Genomic DNA, 19,199 nt, shown 5'->3' on the forward strand with positions numbered 1-19,199 from the left:
TTTGATTTTTTTGATGCAGTGTAATAATTTCGCTTTTTGGTCATTCTATTCCCCTCTTATATTAGAAGAATAGCTCTTAAAAATACCTTTTTTTCGTCTAAAAATCCGCGCCTATATCACTCCATAGATTTTAATATTCTCGTCATCGAGAATAAATAATTCGAAATCCTTTTTTTGTGATTTTAAAATAGAAATTATTTTTGCTGTATCGGGAAATAAGGGGCTGCTCTCCATGTGATAAAAATAGATTTTATTAGTTAGAATTAGTAGATTCAAATAATAGGCTATCTTTGGAAACTTTAAACTTTTTTCAATTCTACGTTTAGTTTTTTCCGTATCCCCCTCATTAATTGATAATAATCTTTTGTTTTCGAGCTCAATCATTCGTTCATTCTGGATATTTTTATAGAGATATCGATATCTATCACTAAGCAAATATAAATAATTGATAATAGGGTTTAAATATTCTTCATTTCCCGTTATGGTATACATTCGCATAGCAAAATGCTCTTGATGTGTAACGGGTAGAGTATAAAGTTTGGATTGATATTCTTTTAAAATTTTCTCGCCAATATTGGCATGACACAAGCTATTAATTAGAACTAAGCTGATGATTAGATAACGCACTGTACTTTTAATATCCTTTTTATTTATATAGGGTGGTATTTTAGCAAGATAAAATTAAGTTATAAATCAATAAATTCAATAAGTTATGTTATTTATTGTTCGAAATGCTTCTAAGGAGACTATTTTGTTTTAACTTTGCTTATTGGTTAAAACCGCTCACACCAGAAATTTTAATTGAATAGACTTCCGATTTAATACAGGATAAATTGAATATAATCTGGGATTCATAAAGACAGCTTTTAATATTAACAGCAAATAAATCAGTAAGCCAAATCAAAATATTGTAAGCTTAATTATCTCGTTAAGAATGAGGGAGAATAATAATGAGAACTTCCGTTATAGGGTATTTTACCCGTTATGGTCTTGGGGTTGCCCTTTTTTTCTATTGTCTACTCGGAGCAGCAGTTCCTCTCCATACCCCAATAATCTGCAATTCGTCTTCATTTGACTGTTGTTATAAGAAATGTATAGCGAAATCAAGAAACAAAAAACGCATCCATGGCCTTCCTAGTGCTAAATATCGATGCAAAAAAAAATGCAAGCATGTGAGTCATCACTAAGCTCATGGCTTAATTTATAATAGGCATCGATTAGATACATACTGCTACTTAATTTTATGTTTTTTTAAATTTGCTATAAAGTAGTAATACACCTTGAAAAAAGACAATAATATAATACCAATATCCTTATAATCGATGGAGCGGAACATAATCATGAAGACAGGTATCAGTGTGCTTACCCGGTGTAGTTTTAGCATTGCGCTTTCTTTTTATTACCTATTTGGATACGCTGCTTCAACCCAGCAGCCAGAGGTCTGTTCTTCTGCTGCGACTTCAAGCTGTTGCTACGCTACTTGTGTTGGGATGGCGAAGAGTAAGCAATATGTTCATGGCGATCCAAGTGCTAAGCTTACCTGCAAGAAAAAATGTATGCCCGACCATTAAACGAAGTATGGCTCATTACTTTCTAGCAAGGTGTGCTGTTGCGACAATGGATGTTATGAAATCCCTTCCTCCTTAGAGACTCCTGAAGGAAGGGTAGCGTCTGACACAGTGCGTGGCTAAGCTGAATATTTATGATGATTAAAAGGTTTAAGGGATTCAGAAATATTTTTGTATAACTCTGGGAGCCATCGGGGTTGAGCAAAGTTTGAAGTGGATGGCTTTTGATCATTGCGCATATCATTAGGGGCTATAATCATTTTAATATTATTTAATCCAACCCGTCTTGCTAATATAAAGAGCTGATCAATCGCTACATCACCTACAGCCAAACAACCAACGGATAAATTTTTTCCATGAATGAAAATATTGTTCCCTAAGTTTTTTCTCCCATCAATGTATCCTTTTTCTTTATCAAAGCTATTGGGGTAATTGATCATCATTGATAAATGCATACTACTAAAGGGATTAAAATTAACCAGCTTATATACTCCCTCCGGGATTTGTTTATCATTTTCCCGCAATTTTGGCCCCAAACGACCACTGAATCCAGTTAGGGGATAATCATGAATATGAGTCCATTTTTGATTAGGGTTTTTTGCCCACAGCTCCACTTTTCGCTCTGACTTGAAAGCAAGTAAGGCTACCTCTTTAGGAGGATAACTGACTTTTGCTTTATTAAAAAATGAAATAAGTTGGGGCTCGACCCTCAGGCCATAGCGTTTAACAGCGCGGTCTACCGCATTATCCCAATTTACTTTCTGGGTCATCGAGTAACTATTACTAATAAACATAAAAAAAAGGATGGAGATTAAGCGTTTCTTATTACGAATAAAATTATAAATTGTAAGCATGGTATAAATAAAACCCTTAAGAACAAATTTTAATTAATTAATCTTTCTTTTTTTGTAACAATAACATTTGTTTTTTAGTAGGCAAAGCTAATTGCCTAGCTATAAAATCAGGGCTCACACTTAGATGACCTATTTTGGGAATAAGACCATAATAATTAGGACAGAGATAATCTGTAGAGCCTTGTTTAGTTATTTTATAAAAAATATATTTAAAATCACAATAACTAGGTTTCTCCATTAATGCAACTTGGATTATAGGTGAGCCTGCTAATCTATCGTTAAAGAAATATGCATTAATACATAGATTAAATATCATTAATAAGCTCGTCAAGGCAATAAGTATTTGCGCCACTAAGGTTATATTTTTTATTTGAATATAAACAGTTCTTAAATGCTCAATGATATAAATTAAACTGGTAGCCAAAATGATTAAGTTTAATGAGTATAGGAATGCATTGTTATAATCAAAATAACTTCCAAAAATCACTCCACCAGAATGTTGATAGTGCAGGATAAGCGCAATAAGGCTTAGCCATAAGGCAGAAATTATATAATAGAGTGCCTTTTGGCTTAGCCCCCAAATCAAGGACAGCAAAGCCGCTAAAGGGAGCAAATAGTGGATAATATGTGCTAATAAAAGCATTAAATTGTCCTTAATAAGGTTTATATGTGGTGATATTAGATAAAATACCGAGAGCTATTAGTTTAGGAATCATGGTTTTTTATTAATAAAATATGAGGCGAGCTTGGAAACAAAGTTGTTTTTATCATCTCTTTTGGTAAAGCGATTTTCCTTAAAGTAAATTGATGCAAAGCCGGAGTAAGGTAAGTTAAAGCGTTAAGTTCCCCCTGAGAGAGGGGTCTTTTTTCATGTTGTATCGAATATAAGGTCCCAATCCATAGAGGATTATTTAGATTACGCAAATTATAGTTTGATTCCCATACAATTAATTGGAATAACCTATTGTTTTGTTTGTTTTTGTAGGTCATCACCAACTCTGGACGCTTATTCTGAAGTAATTGCGTGAGTAGGGGAAGTTTAAGGCTATTTGAATCATTGACTCTCATTAAAATTTTGGTAAAAAAGCTTTCATTATGAGTTTCCCAACCAAACTCCTCCAAACTATTTTCCAGTAAACTTAAATCTCCAGCGTATTGGATATTTAATAAACTGGTTCTTTTACCGACACGGTTTAGACGATATAAAGGGAGAATAGGTTGCTGTTGATCCCACCATGTTGCACTGTCTAAGGTATACTCCTTTTCATAAGGGGTGTGTGCATAAACTAGGACTTTGAAATTGAAATAAATAGATAATGACGATGAAAAAATTATACTGATAAAGAGTAAGGATAAAATAGCTACAGACTGGCTTTTCTTTTCGTCAGAAGCATTTTCTTTTCGATAAAAAAGACAGGTAATTAAGCATATGCATGCACCGATAAAATAAGAAGCTAATACATCACTTAACCAGTTATCTCCTAAATAAATAGAGCCTAAACCACTTAAACCAAGAATGATTAAAAGAAATGATCTTAAGGTATTGGTTAATAGTGAATATTTATTTTTAATATAGTAAAAAATAAATCCATATAATGAGGTAGCTACCAAAAGGTTATGGTTAGGAAAGGAGCTTCCTTCCATCGTTATTAATAAGCCTTGCGGTCTTGGACAAAAAATAAATTTGCTGAGTAAATAAGAGGTGCAAGTGCTAAAAATTATTAAAAGGGCTAAATAGACCGTGGCTCTAAATTTTTTGTTATAAATAAACCATGCTGAGCACCCAATGTAAAGAAAAGCAAGGGTGATTTTGCTGGTTAATTGAGTAAATACAATAAACACCGCTTCGAGGAGATAAGTATGGAAACTTTGTAACAGAAGATAAACAGGTAAATCGATACCTTTTAAATTATCTCCCCATATATTTAATGCTATTAATGAGAGACTACTTAACAGACATAGTAAGGTTATTAAGACTAGGCCCGCTGTGGTATAGTGGTTAGCTTCATTAGGGGGAGTAAAAAGATTATAGAGATTTAACAATGAATCCTTTTTAAAGGTCATCCAAAAGTCATGGAGGTTGTTTTTAAAAAATGAATGTAGTTTCAAAATGATCCATTTGATTGTTAAGCTAACAACCCAAATTATAACTAATAGGATTAAAGTAATGATAAAAAGGCGTGTAGCACTTTCTGTAGAAAGCTCATGACCAGCCGCACCAATTAAAACTCCTGGCATGACATATAATAAAGACCAGCCGATACCGGAGATAAAGTTGGCCAATAAAAATCGCCATTGCTTCATATGCATAATCCCAGCAATTACCGGAATTATTGATCTTAATGGGCCTACAAAGCGTCCAATAAGGACACTTTTTCCGCCATGACGAGAAAAAAAGTCTTTTCCATAAGCGAGCCAACTAGGATATTTTTTAAAAGGCCACATATCTACTAGTTTTTCACTATAAAAATAACCTAAGGCATAACTGAGGCTATCACCACAAATGGCACCTAAGCTTGAAGCAATAAGGGTAAGATCAATTCTTAAAATTCCAGAACCGGCTAAGATACCAATTGCAGTCATGGTTACTGAGCCTGGTATAATGCTGCCAACAATAGCAAGTGATTCTGATAATGCTACTATAAATGTAAAAAATAAGGCCCAATTGGGGTTAGCTTGGAGCCAGTTAGTTAATGGATGAATATAATCTGCGAACAGGTTCATAATTATTTGTAATGTTTAAAGTGAGTTATGAAATCCTGTACAAAATATTGGCCAACTTCTTCAATATGTACAGAGGGTGTTAAATCACTTATTTGCGTCATCTCCATCTTAGCATATCCACAGGGATTAATGTCTTTGAAAGGTTTTAGATCCATATTAACATTAAGGGCAATACCATGATATGACCGTCCATTTTTAACCCTTAAACCAATAGATGCAATCTTCTTCTCCCCTACATAGACTCCTGGTGCACCACATTTCACTACACCTTCTATTTCATAGCGGGCAAGCGTTGAAATTAGTACTTGCTCTAACTGTGTTACTAAGGTTCTCACTCCTATATTAAGGCGAATTAAATCAACCAAAACATAGGCGACTAATTGCCCGGGGCCATGATAAGTAACTTGACCACCCCGATCGGATTGAATAATAGGAATGGAGTTAGAATTCAATATATGCTCAGGTTTACCGGCTTGACCTTGCGTATAAACAGGGTGATGCTCCAAAAGCCATAATTCATCCTGCGTATTTTCAGTGCGGTTGAGAGTAAATTCCTTCATCTTCGCCCAGATTGAAAAATAATCCTGAGTCCCTAGGTACTGGATATTCATTATAGAACCATTTTAACTTGAGCATGCTTTGTTATTTCGTGATAAAAAGCATCTAATAACTCTTTGTTTTGGGCGAACACCGTGACCGTAATCGCTAAATAGTTATTTTTTTGGCTAGGTTTGTGTACCAGATTTTCTTCTACAAAATCGGGAAAATGCTTGATAGTGATTTGTTTAATTTCCTCGATAAAGGTAGGTGAGTGAAGACCAATAATTTTTACAGGAAATAAACAAGGGAAGTCTATTAAGGTATCTTTAGTCATGGGCCACCAACTTTTTATAATAGTCATTTATTCGAAGACAATAAGTCCCTATTTTCCCGCCATTAATTATGTGCTCATTAATTTGTATTACTGGGAAAATTTCTTTGGTTGTACTCGTAATCCACGCCTCTTGAGCATTTAACAATTCGTTAACGGTAAATTCAATTTCTAAATAGGGCAATTTCAGTTGTTTAATTATTTCAATTGTAATATCCCGCGTTATCCCGGGTAAACACGAATTATTCAAAGGAGGGGTTTTTATTACACCCTTTGCATCTACCATAAATACATTTGCTGCGCTTCCCTCTGTAATAATATTATTACGGCTGAGTATTGAAGTATGATAGCCATCAACAACAGCATTATCATTTAATAAAATATTTGCTAATAAGGAGGTTGTTTTTATATCGCAACGGGACCAACGTATATCTTCAACGATTTTTGCTTTAAGTCCAGATTGCTTTTCCATTAGGGTTGGATAATTATTATGAATAGTAAAAGCGATAAGAGAAGAGGGGAGATCTTTCGGAATATCATGTTTTCGAAATCCTTGATTTCCTCGGGTTATATGAATATAAACTTGTAAGTCCCCGCCGCCATTTTTTTCAATTAATTGAGTGATTAGAGTATTTAAATCCCATAAGGGCTTTTCTATATTTACTTTTTCTAAATTAGAATACAGTCGGTTTAGGTGTTTTTCTACAAAAAAAGGCCGACTGTTATAAACAGGCAGCACTTCATATATCGCGTCACCGAATAAGAAACCTCTATCAAAAATTGAGATTTTTGCATCAGCTAGGTCGCAGAACTCTCCGTTAATAAATGCTTGTCTCACGTTCGCTTAACCTTCTGAAGAACCAAACCATCCTTTAAAAGCTAAACGGATAGAATCTTTGGTCCGTGTATAAAAGCCTCCACTTTCAATATCTTGTAAGGCATAAAGTGGCTTGGTGGTAATAACATTATTATCAAATTGAACCACTAATTCGCCCACTTTATCACCTTTTTTTATTGGTGCTTGTAGATAAGAGGGTATTTTTGTAGAAACCGTTAGTCTTTGATATTGGCCAGCGGGAATGGTTACAAATTGATTTTCCGTTAAACCTACCGAAACCTTGTCAACTAAACCTTTGTATAAGGGAAGCTCAGAGATAGCTTGGCCTGATTTATAAAGTTGATGGGTTTCGAAAAATCTGAAACCATAATTTAATAATTTTTCACTATCATCCGCGCGCGAAGAATCATTTGGCTCACCTAACACTACAGCTAATAGACGCATATTGTCGCGCTTGGCCGAGGAAACTAGACAAAAACCTGCATCGTTAGTATGCCCTGTTTTTAAACCATCAACTTGACTGTCTCTCCACAGTAAGCGATTTCTATTAGGCTGACGAATACCGTTATAGGTAAACCATTTTTGTTTGTACCAACCGTAATATTGTGGGAATTCTGTGATTAAAGATCTACCTAAAATGGCTAAATCTTTTGCAGTAGTATATAAATCAGGATGAGGCAGACCTGTACTATCAGTAAAATGGCTGTTCTTCATTCCTAGATTTTGCGCCTGCTGATTCATAATATCAGTAAAGGCATTTTCGCTACCCCCTACATGCTCTGCCATAGCTACACAAGCATCATTTCCTGAATCAACAATAATTCCTTTAAGAAGGTCTTCAACAGGAACTTGTTGCCCTTCTTTAATGAACATTCGCGACCCACCAATTTTCCAGGCATCGCGGCTTACACGAACGCTATCATTTAGGTGAATTTGATTATTATTTAAAGCGTTTGAAATAACATACAGAGTCATCATCTTAGTTAAACTGGCAGGAGGGAGACGCTCTTCACTATTTTTTTCTGCAAGTATTTTGCCGCTATTTACATCAATTAGAATATAGGCTTTGGCGTTTAAATTAGGTGCTGCTGGAGTAACTAGTGGTTTATGAATTACGGTAGGGGATGGTTTTTCAAGATTTGATGGTGTAGGAAGACTATCTTCGGCCATTAAATTTGAAGATTGCACGATTAGTGTAATAAAGAACAAGGTGGTTAATATAAAGGAGGTAGCTTTTGTCATTTTCTTACCAAGTAGTTACAAAATGTTGGTTATCTTATCATAAGCTTATAAACACACAATGAGCCAAACCAAAATATCCCAAATTTTTAGGGTAAAAAAGAATTAATTGAAATCAAAACTTCGAAAATGATGGTTTTTTATGTATATTGTTAATTTCAATAATTAAAAATAAAAACTTATGAAGAGAATAGCACTTGCTGTACTTATCCTGCTTTCAGGTTGTCAAAATATAGAGCAAAAAGATGTTGATATAAAGAAAGAAGATGAAAAATCAAGCAGTTATTCTACCAAGAGTGTGCATGATAAAGCGATCTATGATCGATACAATAACAAAGGTAATCGATACACTATTAAACAAGATGCCGCTCCTAAAAATCCAAACAACAGCAAAATTAAAGAAACCAAACCCACTAATGAGCCGATGAGTCGCTATGGTAATCCTTCGGAATATAGAGTTGATGGTCGTAAGTATGAAGTCATGAAAAACTCAGCAGGCTATAAAACCAGGGGAATTGCTTCTTGGTATGGTACAAAATTTCATAAGCAACGAACCTCAAGTGGTGAACCGTATGATATGTATGTGATGAGTGCTGCTCATAAGACTTTACCGCTGCCAACTTATATTAAAGTAAAGAATTTAGACAACGGTAAAACAGCTATTGTTAAGGTGAATGATCGAGGGCCCTTTCATGGGGATCGGTTAATTGATTTATCATACGCCGCAGCTGTAAAGCTTGGCATCTTTCCTAAAGGGACTGCCCATGTTGAAATAGAAACGATGATGGGGCCTGCTGGTAATGCACATTATTATTTACAAGCAGGGGCGTTTAATACAGAATCGGCTGCCAAAATTTTGAAAGATAAATTAGCGAAATTAACCACTTCACCGGTTTTCATTGAGCATTACCAAAAACACTATGTTGTTCGTGTGGGTCCTTTTGCAAATAAAGACATGGTGAATAATTTAAAAACTAAATTAGCACAAAATGGAGTCTCAGGAACCTTCTCAGTGCTGGTTTAATTAGCTTCAAACGCTATAGGTGAAATTTAACTTAGGATTATATTTTGCTAAGATGGCTCATGGATTGAATGTTGTGGCTTCCATGACAAATTTATTGCATTTTTAAAAAAAGACACAATAATTTGCATAATTTTATACTACATATAGAATATTTATAGAAAATTCATAGATTAATAGCTAAAATTGATTTTTGAATTTATTTTAAATATCCAATCAAACTGTGAGGCAAGAAACCGATGCATGATGGCTCTGTGTTTTATACCATTTTTTTAATATTCTCCGGAGCAGCATTTTTTTCAACCTTGGTTTTATACACAAAGCAGTCACTTTTGGTCGCTTATATTCTTCTTGGCGCGGCACTCGGCCCATGGGGATTAAAATTAGTTCCTGATGTAACAACTGTTCAACAGGTAGGCGATGTGGGTATTGTCTTCCTTCTCTTTTTATTAGGACTACATTTACAACCACAAAATTTAGTCCATATGTTGAAGAAAGTTACTTGGATTGCAGTAATCAGTTCGGTACTTTTTGCAGCAATTGCCTATTACATTGGACGATGGTTCGGTTTGACTGAAACAGAATCGTGGGTTCTAGGCGGATCGATGATGTTTTCAAGTACGATTATCGGTCTTAAGTTATTACCCACTACAATCTTGCATCATCAGCATACTGGTGAAGTGATGATTAGCGTTTTATTAATGCAAGACGTCATCGCGATTATCATCTTAATTTTAATTAATGGAGCCCATCAAGGCGGTGGCTTATCACTTGATGACTTCTTATTAGTAGGTATTGCTTTACCAGCTTTGTGTCTCTTTGCCTTTTTATTCGAGCGCTATATCTTAATAAAATTACTGGCTCGTTTCGATAGAACTCAAGAATACGTATTTCTCTTATCAATCGGCTGGTGTCTTGGAATCTCTGTATTGGCGCAAAAACTAGGCCTTTCAGAGGATATTGGGGCTTTCGTAGCTGGAGTGGCATTAGCATCTAGCCCTATTTCTCTATTCATTGCTGAAAGTTTAAAACCATTGCGTGACTTTTTCCTTGTGATGTTTTTCTTTTCAATCGGCGCGACTTTCAATTTCAGCTTTGCAGCACAAGTCATTATTCCTGCTCTTATTCTTGCAGCCTGTATTTTAATAATAAAACCCTTCTTATTTTATATTCTTTTAGTTAGATCGGGTGAGAAGAAAAATGTTTCTAAAGAGGTTGGGATACGCTTAGGCCAAGGAAGTGAGTTTTCTCTACTCGTTGCTAGTATTGCATTAAGTACTAAGTTGATTTCAGAGGTGGCTTCGAATTTAATACAGGCCACAACGATTTTAACGTTTATCGTATCATCATATCTCGTGGTATTGAAATACCCAACTCCAATAGCTTTATCAGAAAAAATGCGGAAGGATTAATAATGAAATTATTAGTTATTGTATTATGTCTACTTAGTGAACGTTTTTTAATACATTCTATTTCATATCAGCGTTTTCATTGGTTCGACCGGTATTATTTAGCTATTAAAAGTTTAATGGAAAAATATAATGTCGCCAATCATTCAGCTTTAATACTCGCAATTATCGTTCTACCTATTATCATCCTCGCGGCTTTAGTTTATTTAATATTGGATTCCATCTTATTTGGACTACTGGCTTTAGTATTTAATATCGTGGTTTTTTTCTACAGCATAGGCCCCAAAAATCCCTTCTATCCGGCTCTTGATAGCAATGTAGAAAACACAGGGCTTGTTGCTGGTACCTATCTTGCTGAGGTTAATAATCAATTATTTTCGGTGATTTTTTGGTATGTTATTGGGGGGCCAATTGCGGCTTTGCTGTTTAGACTTATTTCTTTATCACGAACTGTAGACTCTGTATCGCTTTTAGCCCAGGATATTACTGAAATTTTAGAGTGGATTCCAGCACGTATAACTGTATTGTTGTACCTTTTAGTAGGTAATTTCCAATTAGGACTTCGCCGTTTTACGGCATATCTCTTAGCAAAACCCACTTTAAATGAACAAATGCTTAGCGATTGTGGTTTGCTAGCCGTACGTAATAATGAATTGGATGAAGTTTCTCTGCCTATGGCGGAAACTTTAGTAGAGCATGCAGCAATTGTATTGCTTGTTTTTATTGCCTTATTTACTTTAGCTGCCTGGCTATAACTAATATTAGGATCTTGGATATGCACTTCTTATTACGGATGTTGTTTTGTTTCTTATTTTTACTCAATTTGGGGTGTGTGAACAAACAAGTCAATTTGCCTAAAGTGAATGATCCTAAACTTTGTTTAGCGCAATGTGTGAAACGGTTTGAGTCTTGTAAAACACTATGTGTTAATAATTGTGCTGTTTGTTCTGCAAAGGCCAACCGTAGCATGATAGAAAACTATTCTGAATATGTTCATGAAGAACAAGTTGAAGGCGGATTTGTAATGCGTGGGTTGAAATCTTATCGTGATCCACTACAATGCCGCAAAGTTACGTGTAATTGCTATGCAGATCTAATGACTTGTGAACAAAATTGTACAGGAATTATTCATAAACAATTACGAGCAGTACCTTACTGTACTTAAATAATCGAATGTTGGGGAACCTTTCATGACCAATGAAACTAATTTAGATATTGATCCAATTGAAACTCGTGAGTGGCTGGATGCCCTACAAGCAGTATTTGCAACTGATGGTGCAGAACGAGGTGCTTTTTTGTTACAACAGCTTTTAAATAAAGCGAATGCAGAAGGGGTTAAGCTAACAAGCTCTAGAAACACTCCTTATCGTAATACCATCAAGCCTCATGAAGAAAAGCAGATGCCACCAGATGAGGGGGTTGGAAAAAGATTAAATGCACTTATCCGTTGGAACGCGGTTGCTATGGTGATTAGAGCGGGTAAATATGCTGCTGAGCTAGGTGGTCATATTGCCTCTTATGCTTCCTCCTCAACATTATATGAAACTGGATTCAATTATTTCTTTAAAGGTCCGAATGGAGAGCACGGTGGTGATCTTCTCTATATTCAAGGTCATTCATCTCCAGGAATTTATGCCCGAGCTTTTCTTGAAGGACGTTTGTCAGAGGATCAGCTAAAATATTTTAGACAAGAAGTAGAGAAAGACGGTTTATCATCTTACCCTCATCCTTGGCTGATGCATGATTTTTGGCAGTTTCCTACAGTCTCGATGGGGCTGGGTCCGTTACAAGCTATCTATCAAGCCCGCTTTTTAAAATATTTAGAGCATCGTGGCCTGATTAAAGCAGAAGGACGAAAAGTTTGGGCTTTCCTCGGTGATGGCGAGACGGATGAGCCCGAATCTTTAGGTGCTTTAAGTATTGCTGCGCGTGAAAAGCTTGATAATCTAATTTTTGTTATTAACTGTAATTTGCAAAGACTTGATGGTCCGGTACGTGGTAACGGCAAAATAATTCAAGAGTTAGAAGGTCAATTTAGAGGTGCTGGCTGGAACGTTATTAAAGTAATTTGGGGAAGTCGTTGGGATTCCTTGTTAGCACGCGATAAAGATGGCTGGTTACAAAAGCGCATGGAAGAATGTTTGGATGGTGATTATCAATCTTATAAGGCCAATGATGGCTCTTATGTTAGACAGCATTTCTTTAATCAATATCCTGAATTAAAGAAAATGGTTGATAATATGTCGGATGAGGAGATCTGGCGTTTAAATAGAGGCGGTCATGACGCTCAGAAAGTATATGCAGCTTATGCTGAAGCGGTGGCTCATACCGGAAGCCCTACGGTCATTCTTGCTAAGACCATTAAAGGATATGGAATGGGAGCAGCAGGTGAGGGGCAAAATATAACTCATCAACAGAAAAAGATGACTGTTGAGCAGCTGAAAGCATTCCGTGATCGCTTTAATATTCCTGTAAGTGATGACAATATTGCTGATGTTCCTTTCTATAAACCTGCTGATGATAGCCCAGAAATTAAATACCTCAAGAAACAAAGAGAGGTCTTAGGAGGCTATTTGCCTTCGCGTTCGACAGAAATTGACCCATTAAAAATACCGCCGCTTGCTGATTTCGCATCCATAACGCATGGTTTAGGTGATCGTGAAATTTCAACAACGATGGCTTTTGTGCGAATACTCTCAGTATTACTAAAAAATAAAGACATTAGTTCACGAATTGTTCCTATCATTCCTGATGAGTGTCGTACTTTTGGTATGGAGGGTCTATTTCGTCAAATAGGTATTTATTCTCCTGTAGGACAACTCTATACCCCAGTTGATCGCGAGCAAGTGATGTATTATCGCGAAGCAAAGGATGGGCAAATTTTGGAGGAAGGCATTAACGAAGCGGGTGCATTTTGCTCTTGGATGGCAGCAGGAACATCTTATAGCTCGAATAAATTGGCCATGATTCCTTTTTATATTTATTACTCAATGTTTGGTTTCCAACGTGTTGGCGATCTCGCCTGGGCTGCTGGAGATATGCAAGCCCGTGGCTTCTTGTTAGGAGGCACCGCTGGAAGAACCACTCTAGCTGGAGAGGGATTACAACATCAAGATGGTCATAGCCACTTATTAGCATCGACTATTCCTAACTGCGTCGCTTATGATCCTACCTTTGCTTATGAATTAGCAGTGATCATCCAAGACGGTTTACGCCGTATGTATGAAAACAGAGAGAATGTTTTTTATTACATTACTGTAATGAATGAAAACTATGTCCATCCCGATATGCCCAAAGGGGTTGAAGAGGGTATTCTCAAAGGAATGTATGTTCTTCAGGAAGATAAGAAGAAAGCCAAAACTCATGTCCAATTAATGGGAAGTGGTACTATCTTACGTGAAGTGATCAAAGCAGCTCAAATGTTAAAAGAGGACTATGGGGTCACTTCAGACCTATGGAGCGTTACGAGCTTTAATGAATTAAGGAAAGAGGCTTTAGCAGTTGAGCGTTATAATGCGCTTCATCCACAAAAGAAAGCAAAAGAAGCCTATGTCTCATCGGCATTAAAAGGAAAGCAAGGTCCAATTATCGCAGCAACGGATTATATGCGTTTATACGCTGAACAAATTCGTCCTTTTGTATCTCATCGTTTTGTTACTTTAGGCACTGATGGTTATGGACGAAGTGATACGCGTGAACGCTTGCGTCATTTCTTTGAAGTCGATGCGAAATTTATTGTTTTAGCAGCTTTAAATGCATTGGTAGCAGAAGGGTCCTTAGATAAATTAAAGGTGGTTGATGCCATGCAGCGTTACAATATTAATCCAGATAAACTAGATCCGGTTACTTGTTAGTTATTGGCTTAACCTTTAACTAATTACTGAGGATAAATATGGCAAATGAAATAGAGATTAAAGTTCCCGATATTGGTGGAGCAAATAAAGTTGATGTGATTGAAGTGCTCGTAAAGGTTGGCGATCAAATTGAAGTTGATACTCCTTTAATTACCCTAGAATCCGATAAAGCAAGTATGGAGATTCCATCGACTTCAGCTGGAGTGGTTTCTAAAATTAGCGTAAAAGTAGGTGATAAAGTTTCTGAAGGCGATGTCATTTTAAACGCCAAATCGGGAGAAAATAGCCAAACCGAAACGCCAAAAGAAGAAGAGCCGGCTGTAAAAGAAATAAAAACTGAAGTGGAGGAGCCTAAGCAAGTTAAGAACTCCGGTGCTTCACAGCTAGTTGAAGTTGTAATTCCCGATATAGGTGGTGCAACTGATGTTGATGTCATTGACATTATGGTCAGTCCGGGCACAACGGTGGAAAAGGATCAAGCCCTAATAACTCTTGAGGGCGATAAAGCCACGATGGACATTCCATCACCTTATGCAGGCACTATCAAAGAGCTAAAGCTTAAAGTAGGTGCTAAGGTTTCCCAGGGTAGCTCTATCTTAATGATGGAAACCAATGAACCCAATGCTCAGGAGAAGCCATCTTCTGTTCAAGAAGAAGAAAAAGCACCTGAAATAAAAAAGGAACTTTCAGCAGCTGTACCTGTAGTTACCCCACCAAGCCAAGCGAATAATGAATCATCACATGAGGAGTTTGTTTCAGCGGGTCCTTCTGTTCGCCGAATGGCTCGGGAGTTAGGGGTTAGGCTGGCTTTAGTAAAAGGAAGTGGGCGTAAAGGACGTATCCTTAAAGAAGATATTAATGCTTATGTAAAATCGCGTCTTACTGAACAACCTGCAAGTGGTAGTGCTTTTAATTTACCTACTGCCCCAGTTATCGATTTTTCTAAGTTCGGAGAAATTGAAACTAAACCTTTAAATAAAATTAAGCGCGCGACTGGTGTTAATGTCCACCGCTCCTGGGTCACTATTCCTCACGTAACCCAATTTGATGAAGCGGATATTACTGAGCTCGAATCATTTAGAAAAACAGAAACAGAATCAAATAAAAACACGGATTATAAATTGACTGTTTTAGCTTTTGTGTGTGCTGTGGTAAGCAAAGCTTTAAGAAAATACCCCCAATTTAATGCTTCTCTAGATGCCAGTGGTGAAAATTTAATTTATAAAAAATACTGTAATCTAGGAATAGCAGTTGAAACTCCGAATGGACTGGTTGTTCCTGTGATAAAAAATGTAGATCAATTAACAGTAGTTGAGATTGCTAAAGAAATGGCAAGACTAAGTAGCAAAGCGCGTGAAAAAGGCTTAATGCCTGCGGATATGTCAGGGGGTTGCTTTACTATTTCCAGCTTAGGTGGTATTGGTGGAACTGCCTTTACTCCTATTGTGAATAGTCCAGAGGTTGCCATTTTAGGTCTATCTCGTTCATCAATTAAACCCATCTATCAAAATCAGCAATTTGTTCCACGCTTAATGTTACCTTTATCCCTTTCTTATGATCATCGAGTTATTGATGGTGCAGAGGCAGCGCGATTTACTCGGTATATTGGTGATTGTCTTGCTGATATCAGAAAAGTGTTGCTCTAAAGTGAAGGTATTAAGTTAATCAAATTTATATTACAAGAGGCTTGCAATGGCTAATAAAATTAAAACAGATGTAGTGGTATTAGGAAGTGGACCTGGCGGATACACGGCGGCATTTAGAGCAGCTGATTTAGGAAAAAAAGTAGTTTTAGTAGAGCGTTTTGATAATTTAGGCGGTGTTTGTCTTAACGTTGGCTGTATTCCGTCTAAGGCTTTGTTACATATTGCTAAAGTAGTTGATGAAGCTCATGAAATGGAAGAGCAGGGCGTTAGTTTTGGTTCACCAAAATTAGACAGTAAAAAATTAGTTGCCTGGAAAAATTCAGTTATTACTAAATTAACCGGCGGATTAAAGGCTCTATCTAAACAAAGAAAGGTTGAGGTTTTAACCGGTGTCGGCACATTTTCTGGTACTCATCAAATAAGTGTGCAAACTAAAGAGGGCATTGTTGAGGTTGAGTTCGAAAATGCTATTATTGCGGTCGGTTCTGAGTCTGTTAATCTTCCCTTTATTCCAGAAGACAAACGCATTTTTAGTTCAACCGGTGCTTTAGAGCTCGCCGATATTAAAGGCAATCTTTTAGTTTTGGGCGGTGGAATTATTGGTTTGGAAATGGCAACTGTTTATTCTTCTTTAGGTGTAGACGTAACTGTTGTTGAATTTATGGATCAACTAATCCCAGGTGCTGATGCTGACCTAGTAAGCGTTTTACAAAAACGAATGATTAAAAAAGGCATTAAATTCCTTTTAAAAACTAAAGTGACTGCAGTGGAAGCGAAAAAAGATGGCATTTATGTATCGATGGATGGCGAGCATAAAACCGATAAACCTTTATGTTTCCAACAAGTGCTTGTAGCGGTAGGTAGAAAACCTAATGGTGGTGTTATAAATGCTGATAAAGCCGGAATAAATGTTGATGAGCGGGGTTTCATTAAAGTAGATAATCAACAAAGAACAAATGTTCCCCATATTTTTGCAATTGGTGATGTGGTTGGTCAACCGATGCTTGCCCATAAAGCAATTCCGGAAGGAAAAGTGGCTGCTGAAGTGATTGCAGGCATGAAACATTATTTTGAGCCTAAATGTATTCCTAGTGTTGCTTATACTGATCCTGAGCTTGCATGGGTGGGTTTAACTGAGAAAGAGGCAAAAGAAAAGGGCATTTCTTATGAGAAAGCAACCTTTCCCTGGGCTGCAAGCGGTCGTGCATTAAGCATGGGCCGGGAAGAGGGAATGACAAAACTATTATTCTGTCCTGAATCTCATCGTATCCTTGGAGGCGGCATCATTGGTGTGAACGCAGGGGATTTAATTTCTGAGGTTGCATTGGCCATTGAAATGTCGTGTGATGTAGAGGATATCGCTTTAACGATTCATCCCCATCCAACACTTTCAGAAACTATTGCGCAATCAGCGGAAATTTTTGAAGGCACAATTACCGATCTATACATGCCGAAAAAGAAAAAAAATTGATGATTAATTGATGTTGAATTTTGATTGACAGTCGACAAAACTAGAGTTCTTTCGTCTCGGGGAAAAATCTCGAGACGTAAGAACCTACTTAAATTAATCGAGTTTTCTTTAGCTTGCTGGCTTTAAGCTTCAGTTCGCCATTCTCTTTTGAGCCTTTCTGAGAAATAATCGGTTCAATCGCTTAGTTTTTTCAGGGATGCACTAATTTTTTGCCCATTCTGATTATAAACTATAAGAATATATAGCCTATCACTTGCTATCGCTGATAAGCTATTATTAAATAAAAACAAATTGCCTTACTCCTTACAGGAGACATAATGCCTTTAAATATTCGACCGATGTTCGATGCAGATATAGATAAGGTATATGCTATCGAACGAGATGCTCATATAACTCCCTGGAGTAGAGAAATAATTCGTGATTGTGTCATGGTGGGTTATGATTGCAAAGTTCTTGAGTTATATGAAGAAAAGCCTGAAGAAGCGGTGATAATTGGTTATAGTATTTCTCGTTATCACGATCAGGGTTACCACATTTTAAATATTTGTATAACTAAAGCCATGCAAGCACAGGGTTTAGGCAAAAAATTTTTGCGTACTATTTTGGGCTTTTTAAAAAATGATAATAATGTCAACTATATCGTTCTTGAAGTAAGGATGAGTAATCTTCCTGCCCTAAAACTGTATGAGGGAATGGGGTTTATTCACGTCAGCATTAAGAAAGATTATTATAAAGATAAAGAAGGTACAGAAGATGCGATTGTTTTAAAAAAATATATGAATAAGCCCTAGGTAGCGATTTATACCTTGCAAAGGTTCGCTATTTTAACCAGTATGCTAAAATAAATTAATCAGAGCAACTATTTTTAATTATCTGATTACAGTAAAATAGATTGAATTGTATAAATAAAACTAATCGAGGGAATAAAAATGTCTGTTGCATCAATCAGGAAGGTTTATAATATTTATGCCTCATTCTATGATTTTTTATTTGGAAGTATTTTTAATCCGGGTCGCCTATCGTGTGTAGATATTATTAATGATATTGCGCCAAAAAACGCTAAAATTCTTGAAATTGGAATTGGTACTGGTTTGTCCTTGCCTTTATATAGAAAAGATCTTCATATAACGGGAATCGATATTTCCGACAAGATGCTGGAAAAGGCTAAGGAATTAGCTACTGAAAAGAACTTAAATGAACGAGTTGATTTAAGAGTAATGGATGCAGCTGATTTAGAGTTTGAAGAAAACAGCTTTGACTTCATTGTAGCGATGTATGTTGCCTCAGTGGTTCCTGATGTAAATTTGTTTTTGGAAGAGCTTTCCCGCGTTGCTAAGCCGCAGGCTAAAATTATTTTTGTAAATCATTTTTCCTCAGAAAACAGTATCATTAATTTTTTTGAGCGTAAATTATCTTACTTAAATAAATTAATTGGTTTTAAATCAGATTTTTCGATTAATTCATTATTAAATTACAAAAAGTTAAAATTAATAAGTTCTCATAAAACCAATCTCTTTGGGTACTGGAAATTATTGCATTGTCAAATTCAAAAAGATTAAGAGCATACCAAACCATCTAGTTTGAGTTAGCTAGGTCCGGGGATCTGGAACAAAATTCAGGAAAAATAAGAGCTATTCCCGGTTTGTTAGTTCATTCACCTTACTCTCAGAATGGCTTATCCACAAGTCCATAGGCCAGGAGAGC

The 19,199-nt window shown here is 36.4% G+C and carries 17 protein-coding genes; 9 read left to right on the forward strand and 8 right to left on the reverse strand.

Annotated elements, in window-relative coordinates; genetic code table 11:
• Window positions 1-111: 111 nt before the first annotated feature.
• The 8 genes from ELY15_RS06430 to ELY15_RS06465 all read right to left on the reverse strand — a co-directional run bounded on the left by ELY15_RS06430 (window position 112) and on the right by ELY15_RS06465 (window position 8,097).
• Window positions 112-627 (reverse strand): DUF3541 domain-containing protein, encoded by a 516-nt coding sequence (locus ELY15_RS06430; RefSeq protein WP_127098840.1) that lies wholly within the window; start codon window positions 625-627, stop codon window positions 112-114.
• Between the two features lie 1,060 nt (window positions 628-1,687).
• Window positions 1,688-2,338 (reverse strand): murein L,D-transpeptidase family protein, encoded by a 651-nt coding sequence (locus ELY15_RS06435; protein ID WP_233586544.1) that lies wholly within the window; start codon window positions 2,336-2,338, stop codon window positions 1,688-1,690.
• 121 nt (window positions 2,339-2,459) lie between these two features.
• Window positions 2,460-3,065, reverse strand: a complete 606-nt coding sequence (locus ELY15_RS06440; RefSeq protein WP_127098842.1) for a type I secretion system protein LssZ — start codon at window positions 3,063-3,065, stop codon at window positions 2,460-2,462.
• A 62-nt stretch (window positions 3,066-3,127) separates the two neighbouring features.
• Window positions 3,128-5,146, reverse strand: a complete 2,019-nt coding sequence (locus ELY15_RS06445; protein WP_127098843.1) for a VTT domain-containing protein — start codon at window positions 5,144-5,146, stop codon at window positions 3,128-3,130.
• Between the two features lie 2 nt (window positions 5,147-5,148).
• Window positions 5,149-5,757 carry a lipoyl(octanoyl) transferase LipB gene (gene lipB / locus ELY15_RS06450; protein ID WP_127098844.1) on the reverse strand — a complete coding sequence of 203 codons (609 nt, stop codon included), beginning with the start codon at window positions 5,755-5,757 and terminating at the stop codon, window positions 5,149-5,151.
• A complete protein-coding gene (locus ELY15_RS06455) occupies window positions 5,757-6,020 on the reverse strand; it encodes a YbeD family protein (protein ID WP_127098856.1) in 264 nt (87 codons plus the stop codon). Before ELY15_RS06455 ends, lipB begins: the two co-directional genes overlap by 1 nt.
• A complete protein-coding gene (locus ELY15_RS06460; protein ID WP_127098845.1) occupies window positions 6,013-6,855 on the reverse strand; it encodes an aminotransferase class IV in 843 nt (280 codons plus the stop codon). Before ELY15_RS06460 ends, ELY15_RS06455 begins: the two co-directional genes overlap by 8 nt.
• A gap of 6 nt (window positions 6,856-6,861) precedes the next feature.
• The gene (locus ELY15_RS06465) at window positions 6,862-8,097 is read right to left on the reverse strand and encodes a D-alanyl-D-alanine carboxypeptidase family protein (RefSeq protein WP_127098846.1); all 1,236 of its coding nucleotides are present in this window, start codon (window positions 8,095-8,097) and stop codon (window positions 6,862-6,864) included.
• Window positions 8,098-8,275: 178 nt separating this feature from the next.
• On the opposite strand from ELY15_RS06465, the gene ELY15_RS06470 reads away from it, so the two are divergent.
• The 9 genes from ELY15_RS06470 to ELY15_RS06510 all read left to right on the forward strand — a co-directional run bounded on the left by ELY15_RS06470 (window position 8,276) and on the right by ELY15_RS06510 (window position 19,054).
• On the forward strand, window positions 8,276-9,118 hold the full coding sequence (locus ELY15_RS06470; protein ID WP_127098847.1) for a septal ring lytic transglycosylase RlpA family protein: 843 nt from the start codon (window positions 8,276-8,278) through the stop codon (window positions 9,116-9,118).
• A 236-nt stretch (window positions 9,119-9,354) separates the two neighbouring features.
• Window positions 9,355-10,527 (forward strand): cation:proton antiporter, encoded by a 1,173-nt coding sequence (locus ELY15_RS06475; protein ID WP_127098848.1) that lies wholly within the window; start codon window positions 9,355-9,357, stop codon window positions 10,525-10,527.
• A 2-nt stretch (window positions 10,528-10,529) separates the two neighbouring features.
• Window positions 10,530-11,279: a regulatory signaling modulator protein AmpE gene (ampE, locus tag ELY15_RS06480; protein ID WP_127098849.1), complete on the forward strand. Its 750-nt coding sequence runs from the start codon at window positions 10,530-10,532 to the stop codon at window positions 11,277-11,279.
• 20 nt (window positions 11,280-11,299) lie between these two features.
• Window positions 11,300-11,689 (forward strand): acyltransferase, encoded by a 390-nt coding sequence (locus ELY15_RS06485; RefSeq protein WP_127098850.1) that lies wholly within the window; start codon window positions 11,300-11,302, stop codon window positions 11,687-11,689.
• A 25-nt stretch (window positions 11,690-11,714) separates the two neighbouring features.
• Window positions 11,715-14,378, forward strand: a complete 2,664-nt coding sequence (aceE, locus tag ELY15_RS06490) for a pyruvate dehydrogenase (acetyl-transferring), homodimeric type (protein ID WP_127098851.1) — start codon at window positions 11,715-11,717, stop codon at window positions 14,376-14,378.
• Window positions 14,379-14,416: 38 nt separating this feature from the next.
• Complete coding sequence (gene aceF / locus ELY15_RS06495; RefSeq protein ID WP_127098852.1) at window positions 14,417-16,024, forward strand: dihydrolipoyllysine-residue acetyltransferase; 1,608 nt, start codon at window positions 14,417-14,419, stop codon at window positions 16,022-16,024.
• Between the two features lie 46 nt (window positions 16,025-16,070).
• The gene (lpdA, locus tag ELY15_RS06500; protein WP_127098853.1) at window positions 16,071-17,495 is read left to right on the forward strand and encodes a dihydrolipoyl dehydrogenase; all 1,425 of its coding nucleotides are present in this window, start codon (window positions 16,071-16,073) and stop codon (window positions 17,493-17,495) included.
• A 317-nt stretch (window positions 17,496-17,812) separates the two neighbouring features.
• Window positions 17,813-18,286, forward strand: coding sequence for a ribosomal protein S18-alanine N-acetyltransferase (gene rimI, locus ELY15_RS06505; RefSeq protein WP_127098854.1), 474 nt, complete (start codon window positions 17,813-17,815; stop codon window positions 18,284-18,286).
• A gap of 138 nt (window positions 18,287-18,424) precedes the next feature.
• Window positions 18,425-19,054, forward strand: a complete 630-nt coding sequence (locus ELY15_RS06510; protein ID WP_127098855.1) for a class I SAM-dependent methyltransferase — start codon at window positions 18,425-18,427, stop codon at window positions 19,052-19,054.
• Window positions 19,055-19,199: the final 145 nt, after the last annotated feature.

It is taken from the genome of Legionella sp. km772 (genome assembly GCF_003989735.1).
GTDB lineage: Bacteria > Pseudomonadota > Gammaproteobacteria > Legionellales > Legionellaceae > Legionella.

What these genes read in the sequence shown, in the direction of transcription:
- ELY15_RS06485 (WP_127098850.1), top strand. Translation starts at nt 11,300, where the DNA reads ATGCACTTCTTATTACGGATGTTGTTTTGTTTCTTATTTTTACTCAAT.
- aceE (WP_127098851.1), top strand. Translation starts at nt 11,715, where the DNA reads ATGACCAATGAAACTAATTTAGATATTGATCCAATTGAAACTCGTGAG.
- rimI (WP_127098854.1), top strand. Translation starts at nt 17,813, where the DNA reads ATGCCTTTAAATATTCGACCGATGTTCGATGCAGATATAGATAAGGTA.
- ELY15_RS06435 (WP_233586544.1), bottom strand. Translation starts at nt 2,338, where the DNA reads ATGACCCAGAAAGTAAATTGGGATAATGCGGTAGACCGCGCTGTTAAA.
- ELY15_RS06510 (WP_127098855.1), top strand. Translation starts at nt 18,425, where the DNA reads ATGTCTGTTGCATCAATCAGGAAGGTTTATAATATTTATGCCTCATTC.
- ELY15_RS06445 (WP_127098843.1), bottom strand. Translation starts at nt 5,146, where the DNA reads ATGAACCTGTTCGCAGATTATATTCATCCATTAACTAACTGGCTCCAA.
- lipB (WP_127098844.1), bottom strand. Translation starts at nt 5,757, where the DNA reads ATGAATATCCAGTACCTAGGGACTCAGGATTATTTTTCAATCTGGGCG.
- ELY15_RS06440 (WP_127098842.1), bottom strand. Translation starts at nt 3,065, where the DNA reads ATGCTTTTATTAGCACATATTATCCACTATTTGCTCCCTTTAGCGGCT.
- ELY15_RS06475 (WP_127098848.1), top strand. Translation starts at nt 9,355, where the DNA reads ATGCATGATGGCTCTGTGTTTTATACCATTTTTTTAATATTCTCCGGA.
- ELY15_RS06470 (WP_127098847.1), top strand. Translation starts at nt 8,276, where the DNA reads ATGAAGAGAATAGCACTTGCTGTACTTATCCTGCTTTCAGGTTGTCAA.
- aceF (WP_127098852.1), top strand. Translation starts at nt 14,417, where the DNA reads ATGGCAAATGAAATAGAGATTAAAGTTCCCGATATTGGTGGAGCAAAT.
- ampE (WP_127098849.1), top strand. Translation starts at nt 10,530, where the DNA reads ATGAAATTATTAGTTATTGTATTATGTCTACTTAGTGAACGTTTTTTA.
- lpdA (WP_127098853.1), top strand. Translation starts at nt 16,071, where the DNA reads ATGGCTAATAAAATTAAAACAGATGTAGTGGTATTAGGAAGTGGACCT.
- ELY15_RS06455 (WP_127098856.1), bottom strand. Translation starts at nt 6,020, where the DNA reads ATGACTAAAGATACCTTAATAGACTTCCCTTGTTTATTTCCTGTAAAA.
- ELY15_RS06465 (WP_127098846.1), bottom strand. Translation starts at nt 8,097, where the DNA reads ATGACAAAAGCTACCTCCTTTATATTAACCACCTTGTTCTTTATTACA.